9 protein-coding genes are annotated in these 13,310 nt (G+C 71.1%); 6 read left to right on the top strand and 3 right to left on the bottom strand.

The genetic code is table 11. From position 1 onward, the window contains the following. The first annotated feature begins 10 nt into the window (after positions 1 to 10). The 5 genes from nuoK to AB0G01_RS07855 are packed head-to-tail and all read left to right on the top strand — an operon-like array spanning position 11 to position 6,405. Positions 11 to 310, top strand: a complete 300-nt coding sequence (nuoK, locus tag AB0G01_RS07875) for an NADH-quinone oxidoreductase subunit NuoK (protein WP_015105349.1) — start codon at positions 11 to 13, stop codon at positions 308 to 310. 37 nt (positions 311 to 347) lie between these two features. Next, on the top strand, positions 348 to 2,252 hold the full coding sequence (nuoL, locus tag AB0G01_RS07870) for an NADH-quinone oxidoreductase subunit L (protein WP_360941280.1): 1,905 nt from the start codon (positions 348 to 350) through the stop codon (positions 2,250 to 2,252). Continuing rightward, a complete protein-coding gene (locus AB0G01_RS07865) occupies positions 2,249 to 3,814 on the top strand; it encodes an NADH-quinone oxidoreductase subunit M (RefSeq protein WP_360940865.1) in 1,566 nt (521 codons plus the stop codon). The genes nuoL and AB0G01_RS07865 overlap by 4 nt, the downstream gene beginning before the upstream one ends. Position 3,815: 1 nt before the next feature. After that, the gene (gene nuoN, locus AB0G01_RS07860) at positions 3,816 to 5,384 is read left to right on the top strand and encodes an NADH-quinone oxidoreductase subunit NuoN (RefSeq protein WP_360940863.1); all 1,569 of its coding nucleotides are present in this window, start codon (positions 3,816 to 3,818) and stop codon (positions 5,382 to 5,384) included. 19 nt (positions 5,385 to 5,403) lie between these two features. Further along, positions 5,404 to 6,405: a polyprenyl synthetase family protein gene (locus tag AB0G01_RS07855; protein WP_360940861.1), complete on the top strand. Its 1,002-nt coding sequence runs from the start codon at positions 5,404 to 5,406 to the stop codon at positions 6,403 to 6,405. 60 nt (positions 6,406 to 6,465) lie between these two features. Here the strand turns inward: AB0G01_RS07855 and rarD are convergent, their stop codons facing one another. Then, positions 6,466 to 7,392: an EamA family transporter RarD gene (gene rarD, locus AB0G01_RS07850; RefSeq protein WP_360940859.1), complete on the bottom strand. Its 927-nt coding sequence runs from the start codon at positions 7,390 to 7,392 to the stop codon at positions 6,466 to 6,468. Positions 7,393 to 7,586: 194 nt separating this feature from the next. Between rarD and AB0G01_RS07845 the strand changes: the two genes are divergently transcribed. Beyond that, positions 7,587 to 10,133 (top strand): hypothetical protein, encoded by a 2,547-nt coding sequence (locus tag AB0G01_RS07845; protein ID WP_360940857.1) that lies wholly within the window; start codon positions 7,587 to 7,589, stop codon positions 10,131 to 10,133. A gap of 187 nt (positions 10,134 to 10,320) precedes the next feature. On the opposite strand, the gene AB0G01_RS07840 is transcribed toward AB0G01_RS07845, so the two are convergent. Further along, positions 10,321 to 11,373, bottom strand: a complete 1,053-nt coding sequence (locus tag AB0G01_RS07840; protein WP_360940855.1) for a 2-oxoacid:ferredoxin oxidoreductase subunit beta — start codon at positions 11,371 to 11,373, stop codon at positions 10,321 to 10,323. Beyond that, on the bottom strand, positions 11,370 to 13,271 hold the full coding sequence (locus tag AB0G01_RS07835; RefSeq protein ID WP_360940853.1) for a 2-oxoacid:acceptor oxidoreductase subunit alpha: 1,902 nt from the start codon (positions 13,269 to 13,271) through the stop codon (positions 11,370 to 11,372). The genes AB0G01_RS07840 and AB0G01_RS07835 overlap by 4 nt, the downstream gene beginning before the upstream one ends. Positions 13,272 to 13,310: the final 39 nt, after the last annotated feature.

Raw genomic sequence — 13,310 nt, 5'->3', positions numbered from 1 at the left:
GAGTGCAGTCGTGACCCCCACCTACTACCTGCTGCTGTCCGCGTTGCTGTTCAGCCTCGGCGCGGTGGGCGTGCTGGTGCGGCGCAACGCCATCGTCGTGTTCATGTGCGTCGAGCTGATGCTCAACGCGGTGAACCTGAGCCTGGTCACGTTCGCCCGGATCAACGGGGCGCTCGACGGCCAGGTCATGGCGTTCTTCGTGATGGTCGTGGCCGCCGCCGAAGTCGTGGTGGGCCTGACGATCATCATGGCGATCTTCAAGACGCGTCGCTCGGCCTCGGTCGACGATTCCAACCTGCTGAAGTACTGAGAGGTCACCGGTGACGGAACCTGTTGCCGCCAGCGGGATCGGCGGTCTCGCCTGGTTGTTGTTGGCGTTGCCCGCGTTCGGCGCGGCGGTGCTGCTGATCGGTGGCAAGCGCACCGACAAGTGGGGCCACCTGCTGGGCACCGCGACGGTCGTCGCCGCGTTCGGCTACGGCGTGGCGCTGTTCTTGGACACGGTCGCGCGGACCGGTGAGCGGACCAGTGAGCTGCACCTGTTCGACTGGGTGTCGGTCAACGCGCTCACCGTCGAGTTCGCCTTGCGACTCGACCCGCTGTCGCTGACGTTCGTCCTGCTGATCACCGGTGTCGGCGCGCTGATCCACATCTACTCGATCGGCTACCTGGCGCACGAGGCCGGGCGGCGGAAGTTCTTCGCCTACCTGAACCTGTTCGTCGCCGCGATGCTCCTGCTGGTGCTGGGCAACGGTTTCGTGACCCTGTACTTCGGCTGGGAGGGCGTCGGTCTCGCCTCGTACCTGCTGATCGGCTGGTATCAGCACAAGCCGGAGGCCGCGTCGGCGGCGAAGAAGGCGTTCCTGATGAACCGGGTCGGCGACCTGGGTCTGGCGATCGCGATCTTCATCCTGTTCAAGGAGCTCGGCACCACCCAGTACACCGAGGTGTTCGCGCGGGTCGGCGAGCTGTCGCCGGCCGAGGTGACCGCGGTGACGCTGCTGCTCCTGCTCGGCGCGTGCGGCAAGTCCGGCCAGTTCCCGCTCCAGGCCTGGCTCCCGGACGCGATGGCCGGCCCGACCCCGGTGTCCGCCCTGATCCACGCGGCGACCATGGTCACCGCCGGCGTCTACCTGATCGCCCGGTCCAACCCGATCTACAACCTGTCGGGCGACGGCCGGCTGGTGGTGATGTGCATCGGCGCGTTCACGCTGGTCATCGGCTGCGTCATCGGCTGCGCCTACGACGACTTCAAGAAGGTCCTGGCGTACTCGACGGTCTCCCAGATCGGCTACATGATCCTGGCGGTCGGCCTCGGCCCGGTCGGCTACGCGCTGGGCATCATGCACCTGCTCACCCACGGCTTCTTCAAGGCCGGGCTGTTCCTCGGTGCCGGTTCGGTCATGCACGGCATGAACGACGAGGGCGACATCCGCCGGATGGGCGGCCTGTGGCGCAAGATGCCGGTCACCTTCGTCACCTGGACGCTGGGCTACCTCGCGCTGATCGGCTTCCCGTTCCTGTCCGGCTACTTCTCCAAGGACGCCATCATCGCGGCGGCGTTCAGCGAGCCGGGCTGGCGCGGCTGGCTGTTCGGCGGCGTGGCGGCGCTGGGCGCGGGCCTCACCGCGTTCTACATGACCCGCCTGCTCTTCCTGGTGTTCCTGGGCAAGCCGCGCTGGACCGACCTCAAGTCCGGCGGCGGCCGCGACTACCACCCGCACGAGTCGCCGCTGTCCATGACGGTGCCGATGGTCGTGCTGGCGATCGGCTCGGTCGGCGCGGGCGCGTTCTTCGCCTCCGGCGACAACCTGGCCGGCTGGCTCACCCCGTCGTTGGGCGAGCTCCGGGAGCAGCACGGCGTGCTGGACCACACCGTGGTGAACCTGCTGGTGCTCGGCCTGTCCGCGCTGGGCGTGCTGGTGGCGTGGCTGCTGTTCGGCCGCCGGCCGCAGCCGGTGACCCGGCCGCAGCGGGTGTCGTTCCCGGTCCGCGCGGCGCGCGCCGACCTCTACGGCAACGCGCTCAACGAGACGTTGTTCGCGCGGCCGGGCACCTGGCTCACCCGCGCGCTGGTCTTCGTGGACAACAAGGGCGTGGACGGCCTGGTCAACGGGTCCGCCGCGCTGCTCGGCGGTAGCTCGGGCCGGCTGCGCAGGTTGCAGACCGGGTTCGTGCGCTCCTACGCGCTCTCCATGCTCCTGGGTGCGATCTTCGTCCTGGGCGCGCTGCTGATGGTGAGGTTCTCGTGAGCTGGACGTTGATCGCGCTGCTCCTGCTGCCCCTGGTGGGCGGCGTGGTGGTGGCCTTCCTGCGGGGCAACGACCGGCTGGCGAAGACGGTCGCGCTGGCCGTCTCGCTGGTCGAGCTGGCGCTCGCGGTGGTCGCCTGGGTCGGCTACGACACCTCGTCGACCGAGCGGCTCCAGTTGACCAGCTCGGCGGACTGGATCCCGTCGTTCGGCGTGCACCTGTCGTTCGGCGTGGACGGCATCGCGCTGGTGATGATCGCGCTGATCGCGTTCCTGGTGCCGGTCGTCATCGGCGGCTCGTGGGCGGACAAGCTGCCCGAGGGCCGCAGCGCGGGCGGGTTCTTCGCGCTGCTGCTGGTCATGGAGACCGGCATGGTCGGCGTGTTCGCGGCCACCGACGTGTTCCTGTTCTACGTGTTCTTCGAGGCCGTGCTGGTCCCGATGTACTTCCTGATCGGTCGCTTCGGCGGCCCGAACCGGCAGTACGCGGCGATGAAGTTCTTCCTCTACTCGCTGCTCGGCGGCCTGATCATGCTCGCGTCGGTGATCGGCGTGTACGTGGCCGCCGAGGACAAGCTCGGCTCCGGCACGTTCGACTGGGCGACGCTGGTCACGGTCACCCGCGAACTGCCGCTGTCCCACCAGATCTGGCTGTTCCTCGGGTTCTTCGTCGCGTTCGCGATCAAGGCCCCGCTGGTGCCGCTGCACACCTGGCTGCCCGACGCCGGTGCCGAAGCGCCGGTCGGCGCGGGCGTGCTGCTGGTCGGCATCCTGGACAAGATCGGCACGTTCGGCTTCCTGCGCTACTGCCTGCCGATGTTCCCGCTGGCCAGCCGGGAGCTCGCACCGCTGGTGCTGGCGCTGGCCGTGGCGGGCATCCTGTACGGCTCGCTGCTCGCGGTCGGCCAGTCCGACCTCAAGCGGTTCGTGGCCTACACCTCCATCGCCCACTTCGGCTTCATCGCGCTGGGCATCTTCGCGTTCAGCTCGCAGGCCGGCGCGGGCGCGGTGCTCTACATGGTCAACCACGGCATCTCCACCGGCATGCTGTTCCTGGTCGTCGGCATGGTGATGGCCCGCGGCGGGTCGCGCCTGATCGAGGACTACGGCGGCATGGCGAAGCTGACGCCGGTGCTCGGCGGCCTGTTCTTCGTGGCCGGGCTGTCGTCGCTGGCGCTGCCCGGCACCAACTCGTTCGTCAGCGAGTTCCTGGTGCTGGTCGGCTCCTACCCGAACCAGCCCGTCTACACGATCCTGGCCGCGCTCGGCATGGTGCTGGCCGCGCTGTACATCCTCTGGCTGTACCAGCGGGTGTTCCAGGGTCCGGTGCGCGGCACGGCGCTGATCGGCGCGACCGGTGGGCCCGGCGCGACGGTCGACCCGGAGCGCGCCCCGGTGAAGGACCTGGACAAGCGGGAACTGGCGGTGCTCGCGCCGCTGGTCGCGCTGATCCTGGTGCTCGGGTTCTACCCGCAGCCGGTGTTGGACGTGATCACCCCGTCCGTCGGGGCGACGCTCAGCGAGGTCGGGGTCGCGGACCCGGTCACGCAGGAAGGCAAGTGACGTGGAGACGTTCCTCGTTCAGACCCAGCGGCTCCAGGCACCCGAGATCGACTACCTGGCGGTCGCGCCGATCCTGATCGTGCTCGGCGCGGCCTGCTTGAGCGTGCTGGTCGAAGCGTTCCTGCCCAAGGCCCAGCGCTGGTCCGCCCAGGTCGTGCTGACCCTGGCGGCGCTCGTCGCCGCCGGTGGCGCGCTCGCCTGGTACGGCAGCGCGGAGGACACGCCCGAGCAGGGCAAGGTCACGCTGGCCGGTGCCATCGCGGTCGACCCACCGGTGATCTTCCTGTGGGGCACGCTGCTGGTGCTCGGCTTCGGCGCGGTGCTGCTCATCGCGGACCGCTCGGTGGAGCCCGGCGGCGCGTTCGTCGCGGACGCCGCCATCCGGCCCGGCACCGTCCAGGACCGCGCCCAGGCGGGCAGGTTCGGGATGCAGACCGAGGTGTTCCCGCTGACGCTGTTCGCGCTCGGCGGCATGCTGGTCTTCGTCGCGTCGAACGACCTGCTCACCATGTTCATCGCGCTGGAAGTGCTCTCGCTGCCGCTGTACCTGATGTGCGGCCTGGCCCGCCGCCGTCGCCTGCTCTCGCAGGAGGCCGCGGTCAAGTACTTCCTGCTCGGCGCGTTCGCGTCGGCGTTCTTCCTGTACGGCGTGGCCCTGCTGTACGGCTACGCCGGCTCGGTGAAGCTCGCCGACATCGCCACCGCGACGTCCGGCACCGACCGCTCCGACACGCTGCTCTACGCGGGCTTCGGCCTGCTCGTGGTCGGCCTGCTGTTCAAGGCGTCGGTCGGCCCGTTCCACGCGTGGACCCCGGACGTCTACCAGGGCGCGCCGACCCCGGTCACCGCGTTCATGGCGGCCTGCACGAAGGTCGCCGCGTTCGGCGGCATCCTGCGGGTGCTGTTCGTGGCGTTCGAGAACTCCAGTTGGGAGTGGAACGGCGTGCTGTGGGGCGTGGCGATCGCGTCCATGGTCATCGGCGCGGTGCTCGGCCTCACGCAGACCGACGTCAAGCGGATGATCGCCTACTCGTCGGTGGCGCACGCGGGCTTCCTGCTGGTCGGCTCGATCACGCTGACCGAGGACGGCCTGTCGGGCACGATGTTCTACCTGATGGCCTACGGCTTCACCACGATCGCCGCGTTCGGCGTCGTGTCGCTGGTCCGCAACGCCGACGGCGAGGCCACCCACCTGTCCCAGTGGGCCGGGCTGGCGAAGCGCTCGCCGATCACCGCCGCGGTGTTCACGTTCCTGCTGCTCGCCCTCGCGGGCATCCCGCTGACCAGCGGGTTCATCGGCAAGTTCGTGGTGTTCGCGGCGGCGCTGAAGAGCGGCATGGCACCGCTGGTGGTGATCGCCCTGATCGCGTCCGCGGTGGCCGCGTTCTTCTACCTGCGGGTCATCGTGCTGATGTACTTCAGCGAGCCCGCGCCGGACGGCCCCACGGTGAGCGTGCCCGGCGCGTTCACCACCGTCGCCATCACCATGGGCGCGGGGATCACCCTGGTGCTGGGCCTCTGGCCGGCTTTCGCCCTCGATTGGGCGGGTGCCGGCGGGTTCGTGTTCTAGCGGTACGTAGGCTTCAGGCGTGACCAGTAGCGAGCAGGCGGGGACGGGGATCCGGTTTGCGGACCCCGTGCTCGCGGAGGTGGTGCAGGCCGGGCTGGCCGAGGTGGAGGAGCTGCTGCACAAAGTCGTGCAGAGCGAGTTCCACCCGGTGATGGAGACCTCCCTGCACCTGGTGGACGCGGGCGGGAAGCGCATCCGGCCGCTGTTCACCATCCTGTCCGCGCAGTTGGGTTCCACCTGGGACCGGGACAGCGTCATCAAGGCCGCGGCCGTGGTGGAGCTCACCCACCTGGCGACGCTGTACCACGACGACGTGATGGACGAGGCCACCATGCGCCGCGGCGCGGAGTCGGCCAACGCGAAGTGGGACAACAGCATCGCCATCCTGACCGGCGACTACCTGTTCGCGCACGCCTCCGCCCTGGTCGCGGACCTGGGCACGCGCGCCGCGCGGATCATCGCCGAGACGTTCTCCGAGCTGGTCACCGGCCAGATGCGGGAGACCATGGGTCCGCGCGGGGGCGAGGACCCGATCGCGCACTACCTGACCACGATCGCCGAGAAGACCGGTTCGCTGATCGCCACCGCCGCCCGGTTCGGCGCGATGTTCTCCGACATCACGCCGGTGCAGGTGGAGGCGCTGCGCGCGTACGGGGCCGTCATCGGCGCGGCGTTCCAGATCTCCGACGACGTGATCGACATCGCCAGCCCGTCCTCCGAGTCGGGCAAGACGCCCGGCACGGACCTGCGCGAGGGCGTGAAGACGCTGCCGATGCTGTACGCGCTGCACGACGAGCCGGACTCGCGGCTGGCGAAGCTGCTGGCGCAGCCGCTGACCGACGACGCCGAGGTGGACGAGGCGCTGGAGCTGCTGCGCTCCTCGGCCGGCCTGGAGCGCGCCCGGCGGACGCTGGAGGACTACGCGGCGCGGGCCCGTGCCACGCTGGTCGACCTGCCGCCCGGGACCGCCCGGGACGCGCTGGAGTCGGTCAGCGAGTACGTCGTGACCCGCTCGCACTGACCCGCTCGCACCGACCCGCGTCGGCTGATCCCGGGGCGGCTCCGTCGTCGCCCGGCCGGCCTACTCGACCGGCGCGAGCAGCCGCGACTTGCGGCGGGACCGCAGGGCGTCGACGGTGAAGACCACCAGCGCCACCCAGACCAGGGCGAACCCGAACCACCGCGACGGCGGCATCGGCTCGTGCATGACGAACACGCCCCAGGAGAACTGGAGGATCGGCGCGAGGTACTGGAGCATCCCCATGGTGGCGAGCGGCACCCGCCGCGCGCCCGCGCCGAACAGCATCAGCGGGACGGCCGTGACCACGCCGGCGGACACCAGGATCAGCGCGTGGCCCGCGCCGTGGTCGTGGAACGTGCCCGCCGGGCCCAGCCACACCAGGTAGCCGACCGCGATCGGGGCCAGCACGACGCTCTCCGCGGTGAGGCTGGCCGTGGCGTCGAGCGGCACGGTCTTCTTCAGCAGCCCGTAGAGGCCGAACGAACAGGCCAGGACCAGCGAGATCCACGGCAGCCGGCCGTAGTCGACGGCGAGCACGACCACCGCGGCCAGCGCGACGGCGATGGCCGCGAACTGCGCGCGGCGCAGCCGTTCCCGCAGCACCACGACCCCGAGCAGGACGCTGACCAGCGGGTTGATGAAGTACCCGAGGGCGGCCTCGACCACGTGCCCGGAGTTCACCGAGTAGATGTAGACGCCCCAGTTGACCGCGATCAGCACCGACGCGGCGGTCACCATCGCCCAGCCCTTGACCGACAGCCGGCGCAGCCCGGCCCAGCGCCCCAGGACCGCTGTGATCAGCGCCATCAGCACCAGCGACCAGGCGATCCGGTGGGCCAGGATCTCGACCGCGCCGGCCGGGGCCAGCAGCGGCCAGTAAGCGGGGACGATGCCCCAGATGACGTAGGCCCCGATGCCGAAGGCGACGCCCCGCCTGCTGTCGTTGGTTTCCGCCACGACGGCGGAAGAGTTCGTCAACGGCGGCACGTGGGTCACTCTACGCCGCCGTTTTTCCTGGTCAGTTGGTCCAGGTGGCCTACTATTCGCACCAGGGCCGATGTCCGGGCGGTAGAGCGCGTCCGGTCGGGAGGCAGGGTAGTTTTGCAGCCGCTCCACTACCGGGTGAACCGGCTGCGGAGCGTGTCGGAGCGTGACAGGACATCGCAGTGGGAGGGTCTCCCGTGGGATCGCTGTTCGGACAGGTCTGGCTGTGGAGCCTGCTGTCGTTCGTGGCAGGCGTCGCGCTGACCTGGCTGGTCCTGGTCCGCCCGGTGAAGAAGGAGCTGGAGGAGCTCGAAGAGCGCCTGCTCACCTCCCCCCGCCCGGCACCGGTGGCCGCGCCCGTGCGCCAGGAGTTCGACGACTGGTCGGAGGCTCCGCGCTCCCTGGTCGACGCCCCGGCGCACGACGAGCCGCCCCGCCACGACGTGACGAACCTCAAGCTCGACCAGCGCGACGAGCACCGCGTCGAGCACCGTGACGACCAGCGCGTCGAGCACCGCGCCGAGCCGGACGACGAGCAGCGCCCGCGCAGCCTGTTCGAGCGGCTCTCCCCGGAAGACGGCGCGAAGGACGTTTCGGCGAACGGCGCGGAGCCCGCGCACCGGCCCGGCCAGGAGTCCGAGCGCCCGGACGAGGAGACCCGCTTCCTGCCGCCGGTCGTCCCGGTGGCCGAGCCCGCCGCCGCGTCGGACGAGCCGACCGCGCCGCCCGAGGTCGAGTCGTACCGACCGCGCGAGGTGTGGCGCGGGGACACCGAGGTGCCGGAGGTCTACGGCGAGGACGCCGACGAGCCCGGCACGTCCCCGTCGCACGAGGAGGAGGATGAGCCGGAGCGCCCGGCCGAGACCACCGCCCTCATCCCGGCGACCGCGCTGGCCCAGGCCATCGCCGAGGTCGACGGCCGCGCCGACGACCGTTCCCGCGCCGATCACCGCGCCGACCCCGACGACGAGGCCGACGACGACCAGGCCCGCGCCGAGGACCAGACCCGCACCGACCAGGCGCGCGCCGAGGAGCAGGCCCGCGCCGACGACTTCCACGCGGAACTCGCCCGGGTCCGCGCCGAGAACGCCCGCGAGACCGACGCCCGGTCGGACGCCCCCGAGGACGCGCCGGAGCGGACGTGGGCGGACGAGCCGCGCACCACCCGGCACACCGAGGACCCCCGGCCCGCGTGGCGCTCGGAGCACGCGCAGCTCTGGCCGGACCACGACCTGACCGGCGAGTACCCGGCGATCCGCGCCGACCTCCCGCCCCACGCCGGACCGGCCTTCACCGAGCCGCCCCGCACCGAGCCGGCCTTCACCGAACCGGCCCGCACCGAACCCGCCTTCACCGAACCGGCGTTCACGAAGCCCGAACCCGCGCCCGAGCGCCGCAAGGCCGAGCACCTCTCGCCGCGCACCGAGTACATCTCGCCGTTCGGCGCGGACCTGTCGGTGGACCCCGAGCCACCGGCCACCCGCCCCGAACCCTCGGCACCCGAATCCGCAGCACCCGAATCCGCAGCACCCGCTCACGCCCAGCCCGAGCACGCGGCGCACACGCGCCCCGAGCCCGAGCGTCCCGAGTCCGAGCACCCTGAGCCCGAGCACGCCGTGCCCGAGCTCCCCGAGCCCGCCCACTTCAAGCCCACCTACGTCGAGCCGGTCGCCGCCGAGCCCGCCGTTGAGCCGGCTCCCACCGAGCCGTCCAGCGCCGAGCCCGCCCGCGCCGAGCCGCCCCGCGACGAGCCCGTGGTGGTCCAGCCTTCTCGCGCCGCGCCTTTTCCCTCCGCGCCTTTTCCCTCTACGCCCTTTCCCACCCACCGCCCCGCGCCCACCATCTTCGAGCCCTTCGGCGGCGAACCCGACCCGTCCCCCTTCGATCCCTTCACCAGCGAGCCCTTCGCGGGTGATCCCGAGCCGGACGCCGTCGAACCGGTGGCCGAGGACCCGCGACCGGCACCCGTCGCCAACTCGCTGTTCACCGAACCCGAGCCCGAGTCCGAGCCCGTGCCCGTGCGTGAAGCGCCTGCGAAGCCGGTCGAGCCCGTCGAGCCGGTGTCGATGTTCACCCCGCCGCACGTGGACGTCGAACCCGCGCCCGCCGAGCGCCCCGCGCAGTCCCCTCCGGCGCAGCCCCGCTCGGCGCAGCCCCGTCCCGCGCCGAAGCCGGCCAAGGCACCGGAACCCCGCGAGCCCGGCCGTCCCCGCTCCCTGTTCGAGCCGCTCCTGACCCCCGAGGACGCCGACGAGGAGCCGCCGCCGGTCCCGCCGCGTCCCGCGACACCCGGCAACGACCAGCCGTTCGTACCCACGCTCGCCCCCGAACTGCTCGCGTCGGGCAACGGCGGCCTGCCGCAGCGCCCCACCCGCTCGGCGAACAGCCCGCGCACGACATCGCCCGCGCCGCTGTCGCCGCAGCCCGCTAGCCCGCCACCGGCCCGCCCGGTCCGCCCGCGCCCGGTCGGGTTCAGCCCCAGCACGGGCGGTCGTCCGACCGGCGGGCCCACCACCCGGTACCAGCAGCCCGAGGGCTTCAACCCGAGGTCGCCGTTCGGTCCCGGCTCGGTGCTGCCGAAGTCCGACGGCATGGCACCCGCGCCGGACTTCCACGTCAAGGCGACGCTCACCGGTCGCCGCTACTACACCGGCGAGGCCGTGAACTTCCGCGAGACCCGCGCCGACGTCTGGTTCCGCACCACGTCCGACGCCGAGAAGGCGGGGTTCCGCCCGGCACCGTGACCGGTCCGGTCCTCGCCGGACCGGACCGGATCGTTTCACCCCGACCTCAAGCGGCGCGTGGGATAGTCCTCCCGGCGCACCAGAAGCTCCCTGGGGAGGGAACGCGAAGGGCCCCTGTTCCGGGAGGCGGAACAGGGGCCCTTCCGTGTCTGCCGCGAACCGGGGGCGACCACCCCCGGGGCCCGTTCTAGACCACGGTCCAGGTGTCCTTGCCGCGCAGCAGCCCGGCCAGGTCCGGTGCCTTCGCCGCCTTGGCGGCCTCGACCTGCGCCCGCGCCCCGTCGTCGTACGTGGTCCGCGCGACGTTGCGGATGACCCCGGTCACGGTGTGCTGGAGGTCCTGCGTCGACAGCCGGGACAGCGCGAACGCCAGGTTCAGGTCGTTCGCGTCGTGCACCACGACGTCCGCCGCCGCCACCTCCGACGTCTTCGCGACGGCCAGGCCGAACCCGTCCCGCACCACGGCGTACTCGCCGCCGCCGAACGTGATCGGCTGCCCGTGCACGACGGTGATGATCCGCCGCGCCGCCTCGTCCGCGTCCTTGAGCACGTCGAACGCGCCGTCGTTGAAGATCGGGCAGTTCTGGTAGATCTCGACCAGCGCCGAACCCCGGTGCTCGGCGGCCTGCCGCAGCACCTCGGTCAGCCCCGCCCGGTCCGAGTCCACCGCGCGCCCGACGAACGTCGCCTCGGCACCCAGCGCCAGCGACACCGGGTTGAAGGGGTGGTCCAGCGAGCCCAGCGGGGTGGACTTGGTGACCTTGCCCTCCTCGGAGGTGGGCGAGTACTGGCCCTTGGTCAGGCCGTAGATCCGGTTGTTGAACAGCAGGATCTTGAGGTTCACGTTGCGCCGCAACGTGTGGATCAGGTGGTTGCCGCCGATGGACAGCGCGTCGCCGTCACCGGTGACCACCCACACCGACAGGTCGGGTCGGGCCACGGCGAGACCGGTCGCGATGGCCGGTGCCCGCCCGTGGATCGAGTGCATCCCGTAGGTGTTCATGTAGTAGGGGAACCGGGACGAGCACCCGATCCCGGACACGAAGACGATGTTCTCGCGCTTCAGGCCCAGCGTCGGCAGGAACGACTGCACGGCGTTGAGCACCACGTAGTCGCCGCAGCCCGGACACCAGCGGACCTCCTGGTCCGACTTGTAGTCCTTGGCCTTCTGCGGCTCGTCGGCAACGGGGACGCCGACCAGGCCCCCCAGGCTCGGCAGCCCCAATTCGATGGCCGTCACGCGGACACTCCCTTGATCACATCGGCGAGCACGTCCTGGAGCTCCTCGGCCTTGAAGGGCAGGCCCTGCACCTTGGTGTAGCTGATCGCGTCCACCAGGTACTTCGCTCGCAACAACAACGCGAGCTGGCCGAGGTTCATCTCGGGCACGACCACCTTGTCGTACCGGGCCAGCACGTCCCCGAGGTTCTTGGGGAACGGGTTCAGGTGGCGCAGGTGGGCGTGCGCGACCGGCAGGCCCAGCTTGCGCACGCGGCGGGCCGCCGCGCCGATCGGGCCGTAGGACGAGCCCCAGCCCACGACGAGCACCCTGGCCTCGCCGGACGGGTCGTCCACCACCACGTCGGGCACCACGACGCCGTCCACCTTGCGCTGCCGCAGCCGCACCATGTGGTCGTGGTTGACCGGGTCGTAGGAGATGTTGCCGTTGCCGTCGGCCTTCTCCAGTCCGCCGATGCGGTGCTGGAGGCCGGCCGTGCCGGGTACCGCCCACGGGCGGGCCAGCGTCTCCGGGTCCCGCAGGTACGGCCAGAACTCGCCGTTCGGGCCGTTCGGCTCGGTGGCGAACTCCACGGTCAGGTCCGGCAGTTCGTCGACCTCCGGGACGAGCCACGGCTCGGAGCCGTTCGCGATCGCGCCGTCCGAGAGCAGCAGCACCGGCGTGCGGTAGACCAGCGCGATCCGCGCCGCCTCCAGGGCCGCGTCGAAGCAGTCCGCCGGGGATTGCGGCGCGACGATCGGCACCGGCGACTCGCCGTTGCGGCCGTACATCGCCTGGAGCAGGTCGGCCTGCTCGGTCTTGGTCGGCAGACCGGTGGACGGGCCGCCGCGCTGCACGTCGACCACGATCAGCGGCAGCTCGGTCATCACCGCGAGGCCGATGGTCTCGGACTTGAGCGCCACACCGGGACCGGACGTGGAGGTCACGCCCAGCGCACCGCCGTAGGACGCGCCCAGCGCCGCGCCGATGCCCGCGATCTCGTCCTCGGCCTGGAGCGTGGTGACGCCGAAGTTCTTGTGCTTGGACAGCTCGTGCAGGATGTCGGAGGCGGGCGTGATCGGGTACGTGCCGAGCACGACCGGCAGCCCGGACTGCTGCCCGGCGGCCACGAGCCCGTAGGCGAGCGCGGTGTTCCCGGTGATCTGCCGGTAGGTGCCCCGGTTGAGCTTGGCGGGCGCGACCTCGTAGGTGACCGCGAACGACTCGGTGGTCTCGCCGTAGTTCCAGCCCGCCCGGAACGCCAGCACGTTCGCCTCGGCGATGTCGGGCTTCTTGGCGAACTTCTCGCGCAGGAACCGCTCGGTGCCCTCGGTCGGCCGGTGGTACATCCAGGACAGCAGGCCCAGCGCGAACATGTTCTTGGACCGCTCGGCGTCCTTCTTGCCCAGGCCGGTGTTCTCCAGCGCGCCGATGGTCAGCGTGGCCATGGCCACCTCGTGCACCTGGTACGCCTCCAGCGAGGCGTCCTCCAGCGGGTTGGCGGCGTAGCCGACTTTGACCAGGTTGCGCTTGTTGAACTCGTCGGTGTTCACGATGAGGATTCCGCCCTTGGGCAGGTCCTCGATGTTGGCCTTGAGCGCGGCCGGGTTCATCGCCACGAGCACGTCGGGGCGGTCGCCGGGCGTGAGGATGTCGTAGTCGGCGAAGTGGAGCTGGAAGCTGGAGACCCCGGGCAGCGTCCCCTGGGGTGCCCGGATCTCGGCCGGGAAGTTCGGCTGCGTCGCGAGGTCGTTGCCGAACGCGGCGGCTTCGGAGGTGAACCGGTCGCCCGTGAGCTGCATCCCGTCGCCGGAGTCGCCGGCGAACCGGATCACCACGCGGTCGAGTTTGTGGACCGTGCCTGTGTTCTTGGCGTTGCCACCACCTGGCGCGGTGCCATTACCAACGTCGGTAGTCATGTCCTACGCCGATCCCTCTCTTCGCACGCACGCCTCAGG

Origin of the sequence: Actinosynnema sp. NPDC023587, from assembly GCF_040640215.1 — a bacterium.
GTDB lineage: Bacteria > Actinomycetota > Actinomycetes > Mycobacteriales > Pseudonocardiaceae > Actinosynnema.
This window is presented reverse-complemented; position numbering and strand designations above follow the sequence as displayed.

Coding starts and splice junctions, on each gene's coding strand:
- AB0G01_RS07835 (WP_360940853.1), bottom strand. CDS start 13,271: ATGACTACCGACGTTGGTAATGGCACCGCGCCAGGTGGTGGCAACGCC.